General features: G+C 55.2%; 12 protein-coding genes. 3 read left to right on the top strand and 9 right to left on the bottom strand.

Features of this window, described 5'->3' with window-relative positions; translation table 11 throughout:
• Positions 1-189 precede the first annotated feature (189 nt).
• From ACR3ZL_RS18880 to ACR3ZL_RS18855, 6 genes are all read right to left on the bottom strand, one after another.
• Positions 190-1,347, bottom strand: coding sequence for an alpha-hydroxy acid oxidase (locus tag ACR3ZL_RS18880; protein WP_473651549.1), 1,158 nt, complete (start codon positions 1,345-1,347; stop codon positions 190-192).
• A gap of 8 nt (positions 1,348-1,355) precedes the next feature.
• Positions 1,356-2,648 carry a class II aldolase/adducin family protein gene (locus tag ACR3ZL_RS18875; protein ID WP_473651550.1) on the bottom strand — a complete coding sequence of 431 codons (1,293 nt, stop codon included), beginning with the start codon at positions 2,646-2,648 and terminating at the stop codon, positions 1,356-1,358.
• Positions 2,649-2,983: 335 nt separating this feature from the next.
• Positions 2,984-4,480, bottom strand: coding sequence for an aldehyde dehydrogenase family protein (locus tag ACR3ZL_RS18870; RefSeq protein WP_486172872.1), 1,497 nt, complete (start codon positions 4,478-4,480; stop codon positions 2,984-2,986).
• Positions 4,481-4,638: 158 nt separating this feature from the next.
• Positions 4,639-6,120 (bottom strand): rhamnulokinase, encoded by a 1,482-nt coding sequence (locus ACR3ZL_RS18865; protein WP_486172871.1) that lies wholly within the window; start codon positions 6,118-6,120, stop codon positions 4,639-4,641.
• Positions 6,117-6,875, bottom strand: coding sequence for a class II aldolase/adducin family protein (locus tag ACR3ZL_RS18860; protein WP_473651554.1), 759 nt, complete (start codon positions 6,873-6,875; stop codon positions 6,117-6,119). The genes ACR3ZL_RS18865 and ACR3ZL_RS18860 overlap by 4 nt, the downstream gene beginning before the upstream one ends.
• Before the next feature lie 91 nt (positions 6,876-6,966).
• Entirely contained in the window at positions 6,967-8,778 is a 1,812-nt protein-coding gene (locus ACR3ZL_RS18855; RefSeq protein WP_473651555.1) for an L-fucose isomerase, read from the bottom strand.
• Positions 8,779-9,042: 264 nt separating this feature from the next.
• Here ACR3ZL_RS18855 and ACR3ZL_RS18850 point away from each other — a divergent pair, with 264 nt between their 5' ends.
• The 3 genes from ACR3ZL_RS18850 (at position 9,043) to ACR3ZL_RS18840 (ending at position 14,266) form a co-directional block, all read left to right on the top strand.
• Positions 9,043-10,224 (top strand): AraC family transcriptional regulator, encoded by a 1,182-nt coding sequence (locus tag ACR3ZL_RS18850; protein ID WP_473651556.1) that lies wholly within the window; start codon positions 9,043-9,045, stop codon positions 10,222-10,224.
• A gap of 270 nt (positions 10,225-10,494) precedes the next feature.
• On the top strand, positions 10,495-11,751 hold the full coding sequence (locus ACR3ZL_RS18845; RefSeq protein WP_473651557.1) for a DUF1552 domain-containing protein: 1,257 nt from the start codon (positions 10,495-10,497) through the stop codon (positions 11,749-11,751).
• Positions 11,752-11,791: 40 nt separating this feature from the next.
• Positions 11,792-14,266, top strand: a complete 2,475-nt coding sequence (locus ACR3ZL_RS18840) for a DUF1588 domain-containing protein (RefSeq protein WP_473651558.1) — start codon at positions 11,792-11,794, stop codon at positions 14,264-14,266.
• A 62-nt stretch (positions 14,267-14,328) separates the two neighbouring features.
• On the opposite strand, the gene ACR3ZL_RS18835 is transcribed toward ACR3ZL_RS18840, so the two are convergent.
• From ACR3ZL_RS18835 to ACR3ZL_RS18825, 3 genes are all read right to left on the bottom strand, one after another.
• Positions 14,329-15,939: a hypothetical protein gene (locus ACR3ZL_RS18835; protein ID WP_473651559.1), complete on the bottom strand. Its 1,611-nt coding sequence runs from the start codon at positions 15,937-15,939 to the stop codon at positions 14,329-14,331.
• 346 nt (positions 15,940-16,285) lie between these two features.
• Entirely contained in the window at positions 16,286-18,499 is a 2,214-nt protein-coding gene (locus ACR3ZL_RS18830) for a c-type cytochrome domain-containing protein (protein WP_486172870.1), read from the bottom strand.
• Between the two features lie 624 nt (positions 18,500-19,123).
• On the bottom strand, positions 19,124-20,623 hold the full coding sequence (locus tag ACR3ZL_RS18825) for a BamA/OMP85 family outer membrane protein (protein ID WP_473651562.1): 1,500 nt from the start codon (positions 20,621-20,623) through the stop codon (positions 19,124-19,126).
• Between the last annotated feature and the right edge of the window lie 77 nt (positions 20,624-20,700).

The following is a 20,700-nucleotide window of genomic DNA, read 5'->3' as shown; positions in this document are numbered from 1 at the left end:
TTGAATTGCCTGGTTGGGATCAGGTTCGCTCAATTGGGATGAAGCTTGCCCCAAGAGGAAAACAGGGCCCCGAATGTTGAGTCGGGAAGAAACCTGCCGCTTCAAGATCCGGCGCTTCAAGATCCGGCACAGCGAGCCTTCTCGCTGTGCGGTGGATATCTAACGCGAAGTCTCCGGTCCGTGTTAGACCTACGCGGTTTCGGCAGAGATGTGGTTTGGGAAATCCTGAGTCCGCTGACAACAGATTTGTTCCATGACCTGCTGCAGTTGACGCTTCAGGATAGCGATCGTGTGATCGCCGCCTTGTTTACCCAACGCAGCGGTTCCGTACATGAACGACCGTCCCAGCATCGTGAAGTCAGCACCCGCGGCCATGGTTCGTGCGATATCTGGACCACCGCGGATTCCGGAGTCCATCATGATGGTGGTTTGGCCTTTGAACTTGGCGGCCACCGTACGCAGCGCTTTGATCGCCGACTGACCTGCATCGAGTTGACGGCCACCGTGGTTGGATACCCATAAACCGTCGACACCCAAACGAAGGGATCGTTCGGCGTCGGCTTCACAAGCGATGCCTTTGACGACCAGTTTGCCAGGCCACATGTCGCGGATCGGTTTGATTTTCTCTTCGTTCAACCGACCTGAAAAGGTCTTGTCCATGAACAGTCCCAACTGTTTTAAGTTCAAGCCTTTGGGCATGTAGGGTTTCAATGTTTCGAATTCAGGTTGGCCGTTCAGCAATGTGCTGAGTGCCCACTTAGGGCAACCGAAGATCTGCAAGATATTCTTCAGCGACATGCTTGGCGGCATCGCCAAGCCGTTGCGAATGTCGCGAGGTCGATAACCGAACGTTGGGACGTCGGCCAGAATGACTAACACAGGAAGTTCCGCTTCTTTGGCCCGGTTGATGATGTCGTCGCGAACACGTTCTTCGGTGGGGTGATAAAGTTGGAACCAAGCTTTGCCTTCGGTGATCTTTGCGATCGTTTCGATGCTGCTGGTCGATACTGTGCTCAAGCAAAACGGAACGTTGTGGTCGAATGCTGCCTTTGCCAAAATCTCCGGCGTCTTGGGCCACATCAATCCTTGCAGTCCGATAGGTGAAATGCCGAAGGGCGCGTCGTAAGTATGGCCAAACAATTCCGTGCTCATGTCCGAGCGGATGTGCTCGGAAAGGTATTGCGGAATCAGTTCAATGGCACGGATGTCGGACGTGTTTCGGTGCAGATTGACGTCTTCATTGCATCCACCATCGAGATAATCAAAAGCGAAACCTGGAATGCGCTGTCGAGCGCGGTTACGCAGATCTTCGATGCTGGGGTAGCGTGGGTCGTAGCCTAAGTTCATCGTTGCATTTATCCCAAGTTGAAAGCTGAACGCAGTTCGTCGATAACACTTTGTGACATCGCCGAAACATCGCCGATCGCCTTAGCGTTGATGACCGCTTCGGCGGTTGATTCTAAGACTTCGAGTCGATCGAATGCGTCCAAGATGCTGGAGCCGGTCACCAGGACTCCGTCGTTTTCTAAAATTGCGGCTGGGCCCTTTGGCGAAACATGATCAGCGATGGCCCCGTCGTTTTGATACTGAACGCCATAAGGCACCTGTCCGACATCCAGCAAGAACACGTAGCTTTCAGGAATCGTGCGGGTGTCGAACTTGACATCCGTCACACTGAAGGCGGTACCGTTGACCGGGTGTGCGAAAACAATGGCCTGGACGTCAGGATGTTTTGCGTAGATTGCTTGGTGGGCCAAAGCAGCACGGCTGGCCTTTTTGCCAACTTCGCTTTTCCCATCTTGGATCAGAACCAAGTCGTCGATCGAGAGCGTCTCGCGATCCTTTTGGGTTGGTGTGATTAAAAACGAGTTGTCACCAAGACGAGCGGAGAAACTGCCTTCGGTGCTGATCAGCAGTCGTTGACGGCAACCCCGTTTGAGAAATTGGCACAACTTCAATCGCAATTCGCGTTCGTTTGCATCGGCAATCCCCGGTTCGAACGTCGGCAGATCGACGCTGCGGTTGGCAGCCTGCTCTAATTGCGCGTCGTTGAGATATCGAACTTCGCCCAGTTGATTGGCTTTGATTAGCGTCTTGCCCGCGAATTCAAAAGCTTCAAACCGTTCGAACGCACCTGCCAACGAGTCGCCACCGACGACAACACCATGATTCTCTAGGATTACGCTGTCGCAGCCTTCGGAAAACGTGGCCGCAATGCTTTGGCCCAGCTCTTCGCTGCCGGGGCAAGCGTATGGAGCGAAGCCCACTTTCCCGCTGATCGAATGCGTTTGATGGAACAGCCGCGTATTGGGCGATGCCTGGCAGATGCTAAACGCGACCAACGCGACGGGGTGTGCGTGAACGATGGCGTGGATATCAGGCCGTGCGTTGTAGATCGCTTTGTGAAACGGGAATTCCGAAGAAGGTGGATGCAGGCCTTCGATCGTTCCGTCCGCTTTGACGCACACGATGTCGTTGCGGGTGAGATTTCCTTTGTCCACTCGTGCCGGTGAAATCCAAATGTCGCCGTTTTCATCGCGAATCGATAAGTTGCCTCCCGATGTGGTGGTCATGCGGTATCCGTAGATACGACTCATCGTCTGCATGATCTCATCGCGTGGATGAATCAGTGGGCGCTTAGTTCTCATGTTGGATGCTATCGGTTCGTCAAAGGAAAGTTGTATGGCAGCGTAGCGTTGGGGCAATTGCCGCTTTGAATTCGAGGGGACAGACGGCAGGTGGATTAAGACTAGAGGGTGAACCGCCTTGTCCAGTGAACCACCTTGTCCAGCGAAACGCATTTCGCGTTGGAAGCTTCGCCGCCAAAGGAGTGTATCGGTCGGCGGTTCCATCAGCACCAACTGATGCTGCGTCGTAAATCAGGATCGAGCCGGCGCGTTTGCACTGACTGTGCAAGTAAAGGCGAAGCTAGTTTTCCTGAATCTGCAGCCGGGGCCGCAGATTCAGGGATGACTGCAAAAGCTTAACCCAGCGGACGCACCACGGAGGTGCTGCGGTAGTAGTCCATCAAAGTTTCCGGTGATAGCACACCGCCACCGACACCGCTTTGCTTGACGCCGCCGTAAGGGACACCGTGGGCGAAGACGTTGTGAGCGTTGATCCAGCTATTGCCGGCGATCATGGATTCCGCAACCCGAGCGGCTCGCCCCAGGTCCGTCGTCCAGACGCTGTTGGCGAGTCCGTAAACGGTATGGTTCGCCATCTCGATGGCTTGTGCTTCATCGTCGAATGGAGCCAAGTAAGCGACCGGGCCGAAGATTTCTTCCTGAGCGGCAACGTTGTCTAACGAACCGGCCAGCAAGGCGGGTTTAACGAAGTGCCCATCATATCCGTCGACCGTTGCAGGTCCGCCTTCGAGCAAGAACTCAGCCCCCTGTGCTTGTCCTTTTTCAAGATAGTTGAGGACGCGTTCGCGTTGTTTCGCGTTGCAAACCGGTCCCATTTGAGTCGAGCCATCGAGTTGGTACCCAATTTTGACCTTGGAAAGACGGTCTACACATTGGTTGACGAATTCGTCGTAGATGTCTTTATGAACCAGCCAACGTGTTGCATCGCAGCAAACTTGGCCCGCGTGAAAAGTGATGGCAGCGGAAAGCTTGGTAGCGGTCTCGGCGACATCGACGTCGTCGAAAATCACTGCGGCACCCTTACCACCCAGTTCCAGTTTGACGGGCACTAGGTTCTTGCCACAAGCTTCGCCTACCAGGCGGCCGACTTCAGGCGAACCGGTGAACGACATCCGTTTGATTTTTGGATTCGATGACAGAGCCGCACCGACGGTTGCTCCGCGACCGGTCACCACGTTGATCACGCCATCGGGAATCCCAGCTTCCCTGGCAAGTTCGGCCAAATAGATCGCTGACAAAGGAGTGTCTTCGGCGGGTTTGATCACGACCGTGTTACCGGCGGCGAGTGCAGGAGCAATGCCCCAACCAATCAAGAGAAATGGGAAGTTCCAAGGGAAGATGAATGCACAGGCTCCCCAAGGTTTGCGAATCGTCCACGCTTCATGTCCCTTGACCGCAAGTGTGGTTCGCGGGTTCATGTGTTGGGCCATGTCCGCAAAGTAGCGAAGCGTGTCCGCGAAGTTTTGCACGTCACCCTGAGCTTGCGTTTCCACTTTGCCCGCATCGAGAGACTCAATTTGAGCGATGATGAATTTGTGTTTTTCGACTGCATCGGCAAGGCGATGAATCATCGCGGACCGTTCGTTCGTTGGGATGCTAGCCCAAGGCGCGTTTCGGAAAGCAGCGTCGGCGACGTCAACGGCCGCGTGAACTTCGTCGGAATCCAATTCCAGCACTTCGGCGAGAACTTCGCCACATCCAGGGTCCGTGGTGGCAATAGTGGAACCGCTCTTGCACGATGCAGGCTTTCCGCCCACGAAGCTTCCGTGCGAATCACGGCTCAAGAACGATTCAACTTCCGGCAAAAGTGTTCTGGCAACGGTCGTGGACATGAAAGAACCCGTGGGGACTGAAGGTTGGAGGGACAGGTTTAAAAATCGACTAGGTTAGCGAGTGCGGGTAACTGGATGCTTGATGTATGCACCAAGCTGGTAATACTCCCAGTCAGCCAAGCTTTTTTTGGCCTTTCGATGCCAAAAAATTTGAAATATCAGGTGATTGACGCGAATTCTTGAAATCGCTGACGAGCCTCTTGCCAGGCTGTCGACGATTCCGGTGGATATGTTTCGATCGGGAATGACTTCCGAACAAGGTCACGGATTGAGCTAAGCGAATCGAGGTCGCCCAACGCCACCGCTTGAATCAGGACATTTCCCACGGCGGTTGCCTCAATGGGGCCGGCCATTACGGTGCGGCCCGTCGCGTTGGCAGCAAACTGGTTTAGCAACGTACTTTGGCTGCCGCCGCCGACGATATGCAGCTTGCTAATTTTACGGTCAGTCAGGCTTTCAAGGGTATCGAGTGTTTGCCCATATAACAGTGCCAAGCTTTCCAAAATGCAGCGGGTGAATTGACCCGGGGTTTCGGGAGCCACTTGGCCTGTCTTTTTGCAAAAGTCAACGATCGCGGTGGGCATGTCCGACGGACTCATGAACGCCGCATTGTTTGGGTCGACAAGGCTGCGGAACGGCTCGGCTTCTTCGGCAAGCTGGTTCAGTTCCCCGTACCCGTATTCTTGGCCTTGCCGGATCCAAGACCGTCGAGATTCCTGCAACAACCACAGCCCAACGATATTCTTTAAGAATCGAGTCGTTCCGGCGAATCCAGCTTCGTTGGTGAAGTTCTCAATCCGTGCTTTTTCATTGATCAGTGGTTGTGCCAGTTCGACCCCAATCAGCGACCAAGTGCCCGAGCTCAGATAGGCCCAATCATCGCCCGCTTCAGCCGGTACCGCTGCGACGGCCGCACCGGTATCGTGCGAACAGGTGGCGATGACGTCGACGTTTTGCAGTCCCGTTTCGCTTTGCAAATCTTCCGTCAGCGGCCCCAACCGAGTCCCCGACGCGACAATGGGCGGGAACAATCGAGCTGGAAGATTGAACTGTTCGATCAGTTCGTCCGACCAATTGCCCGTGGTCGGGTTGTACATCTGTGTCGTGCTCGCGAGGCTGACTTCGTTGCGAGCAACTCCACTGAACAAATAGTTCAAGTAATCCGCGATGGTCAGAAATTGATCGGCCACGTCCAGCAACGCCGAGTTGTCCTCCACGTCGGCAATCAAATGATACAGCGTGTTGATCGACATGAACTGGATGCCGGTTTCGCTGAAGATCTTTTCACGTCCGACCTTTTCGATCGCCGCATCGTATGTCCGCTCAGTGCGTGAGTCCCGATATTGGTACGGCAATGAAACCATGGGCTGGTTTTCATTGAACAGTACGTAGTCGACGCCCCACGAATCCACGCTTAGCGAGGATACCGAAATGTCGCGATCGGCGACTTTACGCAGGCCTTTTTTTAGCTCTTCAAAAATCCCCAGCACGTTCCAACGCAGTGAATTTTGGATTCGCGCGGCACTATTAGGAAACCGGTGAATCTCTTCCAGAAACAGCTTCCCATCGGTAACCGAACCAAGGATGACCCGGCCGCTTTCGGCACCCAGGTCACAGGCGACGTAGTACTTTTCGCTCATAGTTTGAGAGCCTTTTGGCGATAGTGCTCATCGATTCGGTTGGCGATTCGGCCCACATCTTCGTTGCTCAGGAAGATCGGTCCGCCCATCGCGGCAGCCCCTACGAAAATTTGTGCTGACTTGTGTGCCATCAGCATAGCGGCTTTCACGGCGCCGGTGGTTTTGCCTAGCGTGATAATGCCGTGGTTGGCCAGCAAAATGACTCGCGGCGGCGCGCCGTATTGATCGATGAAGGCTTGCGTTTTGGTGCGGATCACTTGTGACAATCGCAAGCCTGGATCGGTGTAGGGGACGAAGACCGATTCGGCTCCACAGCACACAATTTCGTCAGGGAACAGCTTTTGGGTCGCGAACTTCTGGGCCAGAGGCGAGCACAGGATTTGGTTTACCGCGATGCTGTGCGTGTGGCCAACGAATTCGACACCGGGTAGCGAAAGCAGGTAGGCGTGGAAGAGCGTTTCGACGGAAGGTTTTTTCGCTTTGTCGTCGACGCGGCACGCGAAAAGGTGGTCTTCAATGTCTTGGTCACTCAGATCGTCTTTATCCAACATCGATAACAACGAATCGAAGCGGCAAGCGACCAGGTCGTCCGCAGCCAGCGTCTGCAGGCAGCTACCACTGGCTTTGACCAGGAAGGATTCGTCGTCCAATTTGGCCGACGTGTTGCCCTCACCCAAAATGGCGAGATCACGATGCTCTTCGCCCAAGAAGTGTGACAGTTCGAGAAGTTCGTTCAGAGTTTCGGATTGAGCCATTTAATTATTCGATTGGGGTGATGGCATCGGTTTGCGGGGTGAGCCGAAACCGATGCCGTTGGGATGTCGGAAGTGCCGAGTTTGCGGTGACCTAGACGCGTCCGTACAGAGGGCCAAAGTTCTGGCAGGCGCGGAAGTCGGCTGCTTCCCGGTTGTCGGTGCCGAACGCGGTCCAGGCACTGGGGCGGAACACGCGGTCTTCTTCGACGTTGTGCATGTAAACTGGGATTCGCAATAGCGATGCCAGCGTGATAAACAGGTGTCCGACGTGACCAGCCGTCATGACGCAGTGGTTGGCACCCCAGTTGTTCATGACTTCGTAAGTCGACCGGAACACGCCCGAGTCTTTCAGCGTGGGAGCGAACCAAGTCGTTGGCCAGGTTGGGTTGGTTCGTTGATCCAAAACGTCGTGAACCTTGGTTGGCAACTCGACGGTGTAGCCTTCCGCAATTTGCAGAGCTGGACCAAGACCGTCGACCAAATTGATTCGGGTCATCGTCGCTGGCATCCCGCCTAGGGTGCTGTACCGAGTGCTCATGCCGCCACCGGGGAAGTATTCGGTGACCGATGGGTGCCACGTGGTCGCTTTGAGACACTTCTCGACTTCGTCATCGCTGATGTCCCAGAACGGCTTCATCGTCGGCGTGCCGTCGGGCGTGCTTTGTTGTCCGGTGCCGTCCAATGTGGCGGGGCCTGAATTGATCAGGTGCAACAAGCCGTCCGAAGCGCGGCCTTCGAGCTGGTAGCCATCGCAAACTTGCGAAATCGCATCGGGGCTCCAGTACGTGCGGAGGTCAGCGAAGACCTGTGCGGTGTTGGTCAGCAAGTGACCGAACAACATGGTCGCACCGTTGAGTGCATCGTTTTCAGTGGCAACGATGTAAGGAGCACGTTTGCCGTTCCAGTCAAACGATGTGTTCAGAATCGCTTCCATGAAATCCCCGTTGGGGAAGTGGTCGGTCCACTGACGTTGACCTTGGAAACCGGCTGCGATCGCTTGGTGCCCCTGTGCTTGTTCGCCCAGGCCCATTTCGGCCAACTTCGGGTTGCCGACCATCAAGTCGCGAGCGATCAGCGACATCTTCACGTTGTCTTCCCACTCCGTGTCGAGGACTTCGCGGGATCGCTTTTGATCTTCGGTGTTGTAGTCGTCGCCTTCAGGGCAATTTTCCTTGACCCAGGCCAACGCCTTTTCGAACTCGGCTTGGTCGTATTGGCCCTTTCGCATTCGTCCGGCAAACTCGCTCATGTCGATGTCTTCGACACGCATGCCCAGCCACTTTTCCCAGAACGAGAAATCAACCATCGATCCAGCGATACCCATTGAGGTTCCGCCCATTGAAAGATACGCCTTGCCACGCATCAAGGCGGCGGCGAGTCCACACTGCACGAAGTTCAAGATCTTTTCCTGAACATCGGCTGGCATGTTTTCGTCGCCAGCTTCTTGGACATCGCGTCCGTAGATACCAAAGGCCGGGATGCCCTTTTGGGTGTGGCCGGCCAACGCGGCAGCAAGATAAACCGCGCCAGGACGTTCGGTGCCGTTGTAACCAAAGACCGCTTTGGGACGCAGTGGATCCATGTCCATCGTTTCCGATCCGTAACACCAACAAGGCGTGACGGTCAGCGAGACGCCGACGTTTTCGCGGCGGAACAAGGATTCTGCAGCGGAGGCTTCGGCGATGCCGCCAATGCATTTTTCCGCGATCACGCACTGCACCGGATCACCATTGGGGTAGCGAATGTTCGCTTCAATCATGCTGGCAACGCGTCCAGCCAAACCCATCGTTTGGTCTTCGAGTGATTCACGAACACCACCCAAACGACCGTCGATAGTGGGACGAATGCCGATTTTGGGAAGATCACCACTAAAGACGCTCGGTGATGTTTGGTTGGCGCTCATGAACAAGTTCCTCGTTGGGGGAGAAGTAGAGTATGCACGGCCAATTTATCGGGGGCCTATGCCGCCGATGAGTCTCGTCAAAGATCCTGGCCAGACGCTAGTAAAAGCGAGCAAAATTTACAGGGAGAACAATATGCGTCGCTCGCTGTTTGGCTTTTCGGCCAAATTTAAATACATTAAGGCCATCTGCGAGAATAGAATGCGACACCAAAGTACGGATTTGCGTCGCTGTGACGAGCGATGACTGGATTACCGAGACAGGCGATGAAGCAGAAATCACGACCACGAATTGCGTTACTCGTCGAAGGGTCGCGCGCCTACGGGCGTGAGCTTCTACGGGGCATTGCATTGTATGCTCGAACGCAAGCGGATTGGTCGCTGTTGGCTCAAGAAATGACGTTGGATTCGGATATCCCGGATTGGTTGAGTAGCTCGAAGTTGAGCGGCGTGATCGCTCGTTTGGATTCGCGGACCGTCGGCCCTTTGCGTAAGCTGAACGTGCCAATTGTTGATGTTCGGTGTAGCCGGAAGTTTGACGGGATCCCGCAAGTCGCAACGGACAATCGACGGGTTGCGGAGATGGCGTTCGAACATCTGTTGGAACGCGGCTATCGGCAATTTGCTTTTTGTGGCTTCCGGTTCGCGGAGTATTCCGAAGAACGGTTGCGTCATTTCCGCGATTTGGTTCGGAACGCCGGTTGTCAGCTATCGGTCTACGAAACGCCGGGCAAACCGAGCGACACGTTGACTGCGATTGAGCAGTCCGGCATGGCGGACTTTGGCCGAATGTCGCAGTGGCTTGCGACGCTGAAACGCCCGACAGGACTGTTTGTCTGCAATGACATCCGCGGCCAACAGGTCTTAAACGCTTGCCGAAAAGAAGACATTGCAGTCCCAGATGATCTGGGGATTATTGGCGTCGATGATGACGATGCACTTTGTCTGCTTTGCGATCCGACTTTGTCCAGCGTCCGCCCCAATGCCGAGTTCGTAGGCTATCGAGCGGCCGAGGTGCTCAATCAGATGTTGATGGGGCTGCGGCCCGAGGTTGAAATTGATTACGTACCGCCGCAGTTTGTTGCCGAACGTGTGTCGACGCAGGTGATCGCCGTGGAAGATGAAGAACTCGCCCGCGTGTGCCGCTTTATTCGGTTGCACGCGTGTGAAGGAATCAACGTCAACGATGTATGCGAGTTCACATCTTTGTCGCGTCGTCAACTGGAACGTCGCTTTCGAGATGTTTTGGGGCGAACGCCTCACGATCAAATCACCGCGATGCAAATCGATCGGGTCAAGCAATTGTTGCGTGAGACCGACATGACGCTTGAACAGATTTCTCCCAAGGCGGGGTACCAGCACAAAGAGCGGCTGAGCGCGGTGTTCAAGCGGGAGACGGGTGAGCCGCCAGGCGAATATCGCCGCAAACATCGCCAAGCATCGAAATAGTCTGCTTGGCAGACGTCGGCTTTGTGATCGGCTGATCGTGGTGATTGAGGAACCGGAGTCCACAAATCCCGGATTTTTAGCAATCAAATGTAGAATGCGGCGTTGGTGGCTGTATTACGTTAAAAGGAGAGATCGGCAGCGGGACAGAGTGTTTTACAGGGCCCTGAGTTTGAGCTGATTGGAACGTTCCCGCCCGATGCTCATCTTCGGTTTGCCGCTACTTAGCAGCAGGGCCGACCACCACATTCCGCATAGGCAAAGGTGTTTTGTATGTCCGTGTCGCGACGTTCGTTGTTAGGAGGCTTTGGGGGCGCGTTGGCGTTGCCCGCTTTGGAAGCCAATCGCGATGCGGTTGCCGCACCGGTTGGAAAGCCGCCGATGCGATTTCTGGTGGTGGGAAACCCGTTGGGGATGCATCCACCGAACTTCTTTCCAAAGGAGTTTGGCCGGGATTACACCATCTCGAAAACGCTGAGTCCGTTGGAGTGGGCCAAGGATCGTTTTACGGTTTTCTCCCATACCGATCATGGCATGAAGAGTGGACACGGTCGCGAGCTTTCGTTTTTGAGCGGCGTGCTGCCCGAAAACAGTTACGCTTATCCTGAAAAGAACCTATCGCTTGATCAGTTGATCGCTCGTCATGTTGGTGGCGAGGTTCGTTACGACTCGATTCATGCCGCCTTGCAAGCCAGCATCAAGATGTCGTGGAATGCCAACGGAGTCGAGTTGAAGCCGTTCACTGATCCGCAACGTTTGTTTGACCACTTGTTCATGAACTTGAGCGAACAAGAAAAACAACAGCAACGACAAACAATTGCACGTAACGGAAGCATCCTGGACGCGGTCAAAGAGCAGTTCTTAGGTGTGCGAGCCAAAGCGGGGGCGGCTGATCGACAGCGGTTGGATCAGTTTGGCAATTCGATTCGTGAACTCGAAGGTCGCTTGCAAACTCGAGAGCAATGGGCCGAACGCGATAAACCGAAGTACGACATCTCGCAACATTTCGAAGGGGAAGCCACGGTCATCAACCGATACAACGCGATCTTCGATATGGTTGCCTATGCATTCCAAACTGACTTGACTCGGGTTGCCACCGTCGCGTTCCCAAACGAGCTGGGATACACGGATGTCAACGGTGTCAATCGTGGCTACCACGCGTGCACCCACAACGGCAAAGACGAACAAGTGGTTTCAGAGTTGGTGGCAATTGAACGATTCCAAATTGAACAGCTCTCGCGTTTCATGAAGAAGCTTGATCAGATCCGCGAGCCTCATAGCGATGGTTCGATGCTCGATCACACCGTGATTCTGTTTGGCAGCGGCATGGGCTATGGCGGCACGCATTCGAATCGCAATTTGCCGATTCTGGTTGCGGGCGGAGGGTTTGGGCACCTTGGGCATGTCGATACCCGTAACTCCAGCGGCGAGAACATGCCGCTGTGCAATTTGTACGTCACCTTGTTGCAGAGGTTCGGCATCGAACGGGACACGTTCAACTTAAGTACGGGGACCTTTGATTTTGCATAAGCGAGTACAAAGCCATCATCGCATCACGCGAGTTTTACAGGTGGCAGGCATCTTGGGAGGTTTGTTCGGGGCGACGTGTTTGCATGCATCCGATTTGTCGTTGCTTAAAGAACACTGTGGCAAGTGTCATCAAGGCGATGAACCGGAAGGCGACTTCCATCTGGAGATGCTCGGCAAAGGCGTCACCGGTGAAAACCAGCACTGGTGGCAAGCGAGCATGGACTATGTTTCGCTTGGTGACATGCCGCCCAGCGATGAGTCGGATATCACCGATGCTCAACGGCACGAGTTGGCTGAGTTCATTCGCGGTGCAATTTTGGCTTATGACCAACCGACCGATCGAAGTCTAGATTTACCCACTCGGCGTTTGAACAATCGCGAATTCGCAAACAGTATCAGTGATGCTTTGGGGATCGAGGATCCGGGTACGCATTTCCCGCTGGGCAACTTGATTGGCGACACGTTGCACGACGGGTTTGATACCAATGGTGATGCCCTTGGGATTAGCGAGTACCACCTGGAACAGTATTTGGCTGCGGTTCGCAAGACGATCGACGCCACCATTTTGTCCGGCCAGCGATCGCCCACGGTTCGTTACGAAGTGATGTCGGATCAGTTGAGGATGTCATCGCTGGCCCAGAACCAGCGACGAAAGGAGAATGGAATTCGGAATGCCGACAGTTTGGATTTTCGCGATATCCGATTGCGGATGTCCTTCGAGAACTTGCCATCGATACCGACATCGGGTTACTACAAAGTTTTGGTGCGTGCGACCGGAGTTGATCGAGGTTACTACGACGCGGAACAGACCGGTGTCTATGACGATGATCCCATTCAGTTGAGGCTTCACCTCGGCGATCGGACTCGCACGTTTGATCTTCCAGATCACGATGTGAAGGAGATTTCGCTGGTTGAATGGTTGGCTGAAGGAACACGAATTGAACTTTCGTATCCCACCGATGGACTGCGTCAGCGAAACAATGGGAACTTCAAGTTTCAGCATGGCATCGCCCACGACTACATCAAGCAGCATCAACCGAAGCTCTATCAACAGGTTGTGGCAAAGCAGGTTCCGCGTTCGAAGAACCGCAGCGATCAACCCGGTCACTGGAGCCATTGGGTGAACCATTGGCGTGGCCCGCGACCGCGCGTTTACAACGCGGTTGTGGAGGGCCCGATCTATCGTTCATGGCCGCCGGAGCGACAAGTGGCGTTGATCGGCGAGAATCCGCGGGTATCGAATGCAAGAGAAATATTGAGGACGATCGCGGAACGGGCGTGGCGCCGCGAAGTTAGCGATGATGAGCTTGAACCGATCGTGCGTTTGGTCCAGTCTCAACAGGAAGAGATGGGTGACCTGCAGGCAATCAAGGAGGGGATCGTGGCGGTGCTTGTTTCGCCCTCGTTCTTGTTGATTAGTCCGGAAGAAGGAACCGCTGCCGATTCTTTCGCGACCAAGTTGAACTACTTCTTCGCAAGCACATTGCCCAGTGAAGAATTGCGACATCAAGCTGCTCAAGGAAAGTTCAGCGACTTTGCCTCGGTTCGCAACTTGGTCGACTCGTACTTCAAAAGCGGCAAGGCCGACGAATTTTTGGAAGAGTTTCCGCAAGCTTGGTTGCAGTTGGACCGGATCAATTTCATGGCGCCGGATCCGGACCTCTATCCGCACTACCATCGCAAAAGTGTTAGCGATGACATGATCAAGGAAGCAAAAGTGTTCTTTCGCCACGCGATCCAGACGAACATGCCGCTACCAGAAATGTTGACTGCGGACTATTCGTTCATCAATGCGGATCTCGCCAAGGTTTACGACGTCGACGACGTGGTCCAAGATTCACAGTTTCGCAAATATCACTTTGCCGACCAGCGTCGTGGTGGGTTGCTGGGGATGGGCGCGTTCTTAACTTTGACGGCGGACAGCCTTGGGACTTCGCCGATTCACCGGGCTGTCTATGTGCTGGAAAACTTCATGGGGATTCAGCCTTCGCCACCGCCAGGCGATATCGAGATTAAAGAGCCGGATGTCCGGCAAGCCAAGACGATCAAAGAAATCCTGAACGCGCACATCGCCCAGGAAACCTGTGCGTCGTGCCACCGCAGTATTGATCCGTACGGATACGCGTTCGAGAACTTTGATCCCGTCGGTAGTTGGCGAGATGAATACGTGCAGGCTGTTGCAGGTGACCTTTCCGAAGCGAAGGTCCCAAAGAAGAAAAAGCGAGCTAAGAAGCCGGTCACGATGCCGATTGACGCGTCTGCGCAATTCCGCAGCGGGAAACGCTACGAGGACATTGTGGGATTCCGAGCGTTAATGAAGTCGCCAGCAAACCAAGAACAGTTCACTCGCTGCTTCATTGAAAAGCTGCTTGCCTATGCCAACGGAGCCGAATGCGAAGATGCAGCGGCGATTGAACGAATTCTCGCTCAATCGGCGAATCATGAATATCGCATTGTCGACACGATTGCTGCGGTGATCGATAGCCCAGTGTTTCGTGAGCATCGTGCGCCGTGAACGTCGGCAGCGTAAACTTCGCTGGTGACTGCGGCGATTCTAGCGCGAAAGTAGCGGCTTTTTTAGCGACGTGGCAGCCAGCCCGCGACCGAAGGTTGCTTCTTGAGGCTGATTTCACCATCACTGCGTAGGTCCGAAGTGCCTGAGCGAAGTCTTGCGAAAAAGACCACGGAATCACCTTCGGGTAGGCGACCCTTCCACCGAATCGGAACCGTGGTCGCGTAGCCGTTGCCATGGTTGGTGCGGCTGAGTGTTTCGAGTTCACGAAGTTGGTTGGTGTCGAAATCCCAACGTCCGAGTTTCGCGTCTTCACCAGTCTTGCTGGCGTCCAACGCGATCACGCTTACGTAAGTGGGCTGCTTAGGAAGCGATCGCGTTTTGACGGAAGTCGCGTCCTTCAGCTTTTCGGTTGGATCGTGATCGCGGCCTAACAAAGCAATCGGATGCCCGTACGGGTCGTCCGCTCGGATGACCAAGTCGACACCTTCGGTGGTAATTGCATCGGAGTCTCCGGTACCATCGTCGACCACTTTCACTTGACTGGAGGTCACGTCGATGCGGATCTTTGCTGGACGAAGTTCAATTTGCGGCGCCGAGCCGGCAACGCGCCCCAGGCCTCCGAGTACGTTCAAGCCGAACGGCAAATCAATTTTGCCGGGCGGTCCATCAGGACGTCCGTTGGGTGCATTGGGCGGAAGCGGCATTCCAGGTTCGATTGGATCTAGCTTCAGGTCGCCAGGGCCTGGCGGTGTTGGTCCACCAGGAGGCGGCAGTAAATCGGGAATCTTCATCTTCCCGGAACCACTTGAGCCATTGCCTTGGAATTGACCGGGATCGACGAGCGTGCCGGGGTCAACAAGTTTGCCCGGATCGACCAATTTGCCTGGGTCGGTCAATTTGCCCGGGTCGGCCAACTTGCCAGGATCGACAAATTTACCGGGATCCATTGGTTTGCCTGGCTCGACCAGTTCGCTGGGGTCGGCGAGATCACTTGGATCCATTGGCGTTCCCGGATCAACGAGCGTGCCGGGATCGACTAGGTCGTCAATGTCCAATAGCTCGCCCGGGTCGCGAGGCGACGTTGACTTAGGTGTGTTGGCACGTGGGTCGGGTTTGGGTTTCGGGACTTCCGTTTTGGATGGCTCCCGTGTCGATGAGCGATCGCGACTTGAGCTGCCGTTGCCCTGGTTCGAATTGTCTCGTGGGTCCGTTAGCGGCGTATCCGACGTGCCTCGCGGACGGAAGGCGTCGTTGACTGGTGGATCGTCGAAACCGTTGCCCAGATCATTGTGGTAGGCATCGTTTGACGAACGCAATTGGTTTGCTGAGTTGCCGCGATCGGACGTATCGGCGCGGCGAGAGCGAGCACGTTTTTCCTCGCGTTCGGACTGCGAGGCTCGTTCGCGGCGAAGCTTGTCGATCAGGACGCGGTTTTCGTAATCCGCTTCGTAAAGCTGATCTTCAAGAATCCGCACTTCTTGCTGCAACTTTTGACGATACAGGTCCTCGTGAGCCCGTCCACGGCACCCGACTAGCGAAAGGCTAATCATCGCGACGCTTGCCCAAGCAACGCAGCCATACGCACGCACCCAGCCCCGAGAAACGACGATGGATCGTCGTAAAGTCGGTGCGTTTTCGATTCGCAATGCGGATGGATCGGCGAGGCGTTTCAATGTTTTGTTCGCGTCAGGCAATCGTTGGCAAAAAGTTTCTAAATTGACTTAAGTGCGAACTAACAAATGCCGGGGCCTGATGTCAATGTGACCCGCGGCGAAGCAAAACCGCGGTAAATGCCAAAACTCGCGAACGAGATGGCTTTGCTAGCAATTGCGGGTTGGCCATCCTGTGTTCGTATCAGAGATGGCTCGGCTGAACATCGTCGCTTTCGAGCCGCATTCCGGTACGCGCGGTGGTGTTGGTTAGCAACGTCCATCTGCCACTGGTCCATCGCAAAACGCACTGCCGAGAATTGGTGAAAACTTCTCGATCAGGACTTTGGGCAAGTGGTAGCGTTCCGGTTTAGCGGGTTTCGATCGTGATCGTCTGCTTTTGGATTTGGCTGGCGGAGTGTTCTAGGTGATGAGCCGAACCGGAGGCGGTCATGGAGTAGAACGGATGGACGAATCGGTCGGCGATGTCCTTCGCTCGAAGCACCTTGCCGCTGGGGAATTCGTCGTTGCTGCAAAACAGGGTGATCGATTCGTTGCCCAACGCGGACTGTACTTTCAGCGAACCCGTCTCAGGGAAGCGTAGTGTTTCGCCTGCTTTAAGAATCTTGCCGCAGGGCACCAAGACGACCTTTTCGCCCTTGGTGCCTGTGCCGACCAGTTCGACATGCAAGTTGGTGTGGCCTTCATTCACGACGGAGATGACGAGTTCGTCGCCAGGAGTGAATAGATTGTTTTTGCGGTTCGTCTTCAGGGTTACTTTGAGTGGGCTGTCATCGAGCCCATAGTCAGGACGCGTGGTGCCATCGATGGGAGCAACCGGAATACCCAGTCCCAAGAATTCGACGACGGTCGTGAAGTAATCTTCCCACATGTCGCGGCGGATGATGCCGTTGTTGCTGAGTGCGACGAGACCGGCCCCGGCAAACGTGGGCGAGCGGAACATGCCTGAAAACGCGTCACCTTTCTTAAGTCCTAGCTCACCAATCGCAATCGGGTAACTGACCGGTGCATCCAAGAACTTACGGGCGACGGGTGTTAACGCTTCGTCGCTGGACTCGTCGCCGTTGACTTGCAACATTGCGTTGAGAAAACGGTTGCGATCTTGTTCCAGAAAGGCATTCATTTCTTCGTAGGGCGGATAGAGTTCCGCGACTCGGCGTTTGTCGAACCCGTAGCTTCCTGGCAAATCGATCACCGCAGGACGCACTGCGTCGCGGAACGGTTTCACCCCACGGTCATGACAACGGATACACGCCAAACCATTGCGAACGGTTTTGTCTTCGGCAAATTTGTCCGTCACGATCGAAGTGGGAGCGGAGTCGATTCGGACGCCGTCGCCGGTGGCTAGGTAATAGCCGTTGAGGCCATTGGGGAGCGTGAAAACCATTTCACCGCCCGCTCCATGCAAGTTGATCGGATCGGCAAATAGGTTGTCACGGCCCTTGCTCGATGCATAGTCAACGCTCTTCCAGTAAGCTCCCGCCTTAGCCGGATGGCGTTCGATTGCTCGATTGTTTTGCGAGACCCCGGACACGGCGACCGCGCCCCGTTGTGCTACTCCATCGCGGATATTGCCCGCGACGTCCACACCCAGTCTCGATTCCAGTTCATGAATGTGACGGGGCAATTGCAACAGGTCGTGATACAAATCGGGTTGCAAAGCGACGCTGCAAAACCAATCGACGCGAACGTAAGGCGTCGGGCGAACCATGCCAGCAGGAACCAGGTATTCCGAAACGATTCGGTCGAATGTTTCAGAGGCCTGGTAGACGATGGAATATGGATATTCCAGTAACACCAAATCGAACAGGTTGTAGTCCGCCCGGTTCGCTTCGTTGGATGCATGTCGATACGGTTGCTTGTGCCAGCCCAGGTCTCGCAGGTCGTACGCGAAAACGGTTGCCGTTTCACCATCGACTACCGTTAGTGGCGCAATACTGGGTTGGTACGACAAGTGGTTGGCGGCTTTGGCGAGAGCCTTGCGTTGCAGATCCAGTTGTTCTCGCGTGGCTCCATTGGATAGCAAATGGTTGCAACTGAAGTATCGCATCCGAAGTCGCTTTTCAGTCGGCAACGATCGTTGGTGGTTCAGGATTTGTTGCAGCACGTAATCCACACCCGCTAAGTGTTCCAGCGAGGAGTCGGGCGACGTTTGCGTGGGCTGTTGAATGTCTTCAGGAAACTTGGGGGCGCCCGATTCAATCCAGTGACGGATCATGGCAAGTTCGTTTTCCGCCAGCGGTGGTGCACCCTTGGGCATCCGAAGGTCCTCATCCTGCTCGATCATGATTTCATACAACCGAGAGCTGCTGACGTCGCCGGGCACAACCTGTTCGTCGGCCAGCAAGGATTCATGCTCGAGCACATTCAGATCGGCGGTGGTTTGTTGATCGCCGTGGCACTGGGCGCATCGTGATCGCAAGAGTTCTTTCACGTCGGCAGCCAGCTTGGCACTGTCGGCGGTCGCGGTGTTGCTTTCGGAATCGTTCCCTAAGGAGACCGTCGGGGCACAAACGCAAACGGTCAGCAGAACTAGCAGGAAGCGGAGCCAATAATGGTTCATGATGAAAGCTCGTGTGATCGTTTTGCTTGGCAAAGGATTGTGCCGCGAAGGTTGCCCAGTCTACCCACCCAGGTGGCGGGCGTCTTGGCGGGCGTCCGCTTTTTTTGATGGATTAGCTGTCGCAGCGAAAATGGCAGCGGAGAACTCTCACTGGTGTGATGCCAGTCTCCTGCCGCACTGCTGGCCGGCAACCTCTCTCTTCTTAGATAGGCCGAAACCCGGCCGTCACCGGACATCCGTTTGGCGTTTGGTGCCAAATTGCGTACGTGACGCCAACCACTGGCTAAGCTAGCAAAAAGAATGCGTTGTCAAACGCTGGGCGACCGCGGCGTCGCAGGGCATCGCGATGCGGTCGGGAAACGTCGGTCTATATACCGGATCCGGCAACGGTCGTTCACGCTCAAAGGAGCGGACGTTGGAACTGGACGAGTCGAGACCACTCGTGCGAATACCAGCGGGAAAAATGGCCAGTGCGAACGAATGCCAATGCAAGCGAGCGCAGAGCCAGAAGCTGGTCGAGGAATCCGGACCTAGATGCCAGCAAGATCAGTCATTCCACTGATCGGATTATGTGAGGCATGCGATCGGTATCGGATTCCTCCGTACCGATCATATCGAGAGATGTTACCGTGCTGCACTCATGTAGAAGCTAAACATTTGCTCTTCGTCGAACGGAGCCGAATGAACTGGGAAGGCAAAGTCGAACGCCAATGGGGCTGGCCCCAACATTGGGATGGCAACACGGAAACCGAAGCCAGGAGCAACCCGGAAGTTTTCGCTGTTGATCTCAATGTCTTCTTCGACGGTACCAAAGTCCACGAACGCCACGCCTCGGAAAGCATCGTCAGCAGTCAACGGGAACATGTATTCCAGCGAGTTGAGCCACTGGAAGCGACCGCCGACTTCGACACCGCTTTGCTTGGGGCTCGCCCCACGGAAGTCGTAACCGCGGATTGTGGCGTAACCACCGGCAAAGAAGTTTTCAAAGATCGGTGTATCGTCGCCGCTGATGCCAAGCTTGGTTCCAAACGACAGTGTTTGTTTACCACTGCCGTCGGCACGTTGTCGGGTCAGCCAGTACTTGCGGTACTCGCCTTCGTATCGACCATAATCGAAATCGCCAAACGCTTGTTCGTAGCTGGCCTTAATGTAGTGGCCTTCGCTGGGTTGCAGCGGGCTGTTTCGCGTGTCGTGGATCAGCGAGAACATGCCGCTGTAAAGTGCGTTGTCTCCGTTCGCTACCACTTCGTTCAATTGGGGAACGAGGGCCGAACTCGGGTTAGTCACTTGGACGTTTTGGCCGTTCAGACCCGCGCTAACCGAAAGGTCGGGCGTGATCCGGTAGCCGAAGCTAATCCGACCGCCCATTCGTTCTTCATCCCAATCGTCGAACTGGCGATCGTACAAGAATCCGGATATCGACATGCTGATCGGCAGGTAGCCGAACAGGTTCGGATCGGCGAATTGAGCGGTGTAACGTTGGAACTCACTGCCTGGGACAGCTTCGATTCGCAGGGTTTGTCCCGCTCCACGAAAAGCGGTGCCGCTGAAGAGGTCCTGGAACGAACGTGGCCAGCGAGTGATGTCGAAGTTGCGTTCGTCAATCGTGACCTGTCCGGTCACACCGGCGTCACTGTTGACGGCACCACCAAACATGATCCGTCCGGTACGGGCGGGGTAACCTTGGATGACCAAGTCGGCTTCGCGGACGGCTGGTCCAGCGGAAACGGGCGGATAGGGAGCAACGGTCCCGTAGTTGGTTGTGTCGAAGCCGCTGTTGGATGATCCGGTGACAGGGGCATCAAAGGTTGGCGAAGTTGTAGTGGGCGCACCGTAGGCAGGCGGGGTGCCGTATGCGGGGTCGCTGTAAGTCGAACCGCTCAGGCTAGGTGGCGTTGATTGAGGTGCGTAGGTGGGTTGTTGGCCATACGTGGGCTGCTGCCCGTATGTTGGCTGTTGCCCATAGGTGGGTTGGGTGTTGGTTGTCGATGGCGGCGCGACCGAGTAAGCCGACGGCGGTCCGTATTGGGCGTTCGCGACAGAAAAGGGCGATGCCAAGCAGGCAGCAGCGGCCCATGTCAACACGCTTGCCGCCGAAGGTAACCAGCGAGTTGAGTGCATCATGAGTTTGCTCAGCATTGGAAGTTGGTCGCACTTCCGAAGGGATGTAAGTCGATCTAGATCGCGGCTCGGTGTGGGCT

The sequence above is a fragment of the Rhodopirellula sp. J20-39 genome, assembly GCF_057365095.1.
This window is presented reverse-complemented; position numbering and strand designations above follow the sequence as displayed.

Coding starts and splice junctions, on each gene's coding strand:
- ACR3ZL_RS18880 (WP_473651549.1), bottom strand. CDS start 1,347: ATGAACTTAGGCTACGACCCACGCTACCCCAGCATCGAAGATCTGCGT.
- ACR3ZL_RS18875 (WP_473651550.1), bottom strand. CDS start 2,648: ATGAGAACTAAGCGCCCACTGATTCATCCACGCGATGAGATCATGCAG.
- ACR3ZL_RS18870 (WP_486172872.1), bottom strand. CDS start 4,480: ATGTCCACGACCGTTGCCAGAACACTTTTGCCGGAAGTTGAATCGTTC.
- ACR3ZL_RS18865 (WP_486172871.1), bottom strand. CDS start 6,120: ATGAGCGAAAAGTACTACGTCGCCTGTGACCTGGGTGCCGAAAGCGGC.
- ACR3ZL_RS18860 (WP_473651554.1), bottom strand. CDS start 6,875: ATGGCTCAATCCGAAACTCTGAACGAACTTCTCGAACTGTCACACTTC.
- ACR3ZL_RS18855 (WP_473651555.1), bottom strand. CDS start 8,778: ATGAGCGCCAACCAAACATCACCGAGCGTCTTTAGTGGTGATCTTCCC.
- ACR3ZL_RS18850 (WP_473651556.1), top strand. CDS start 9,043: ATGAAGCAGAAATCACGACCACGAATTGCGTTACTCGTCGAAGGGTCG.
- ACR3ZL_RS18845 (WP_473651557.1), top strand. CDS start 10,495: ATGTCCGTGTCGCGACGTTCGTTGTTAGGAGGCTTTGGGGGCGCGTTG.
- ACR3ZL_RS18830 (WP_486172870.1), bottom strand. CDS start 18,499: ATGAACCATTATTGGCTCCGCTTCCTGCTAGTTCTGCTGACCGTTTGC.
- ACR3ZL_RS18825 (WP_473651562.1), bottom strand. CDS start 20,623: ATGATGCACTCAACTCGCTGGTTACCTTCGGCGGCAAGCGTGTTGACA.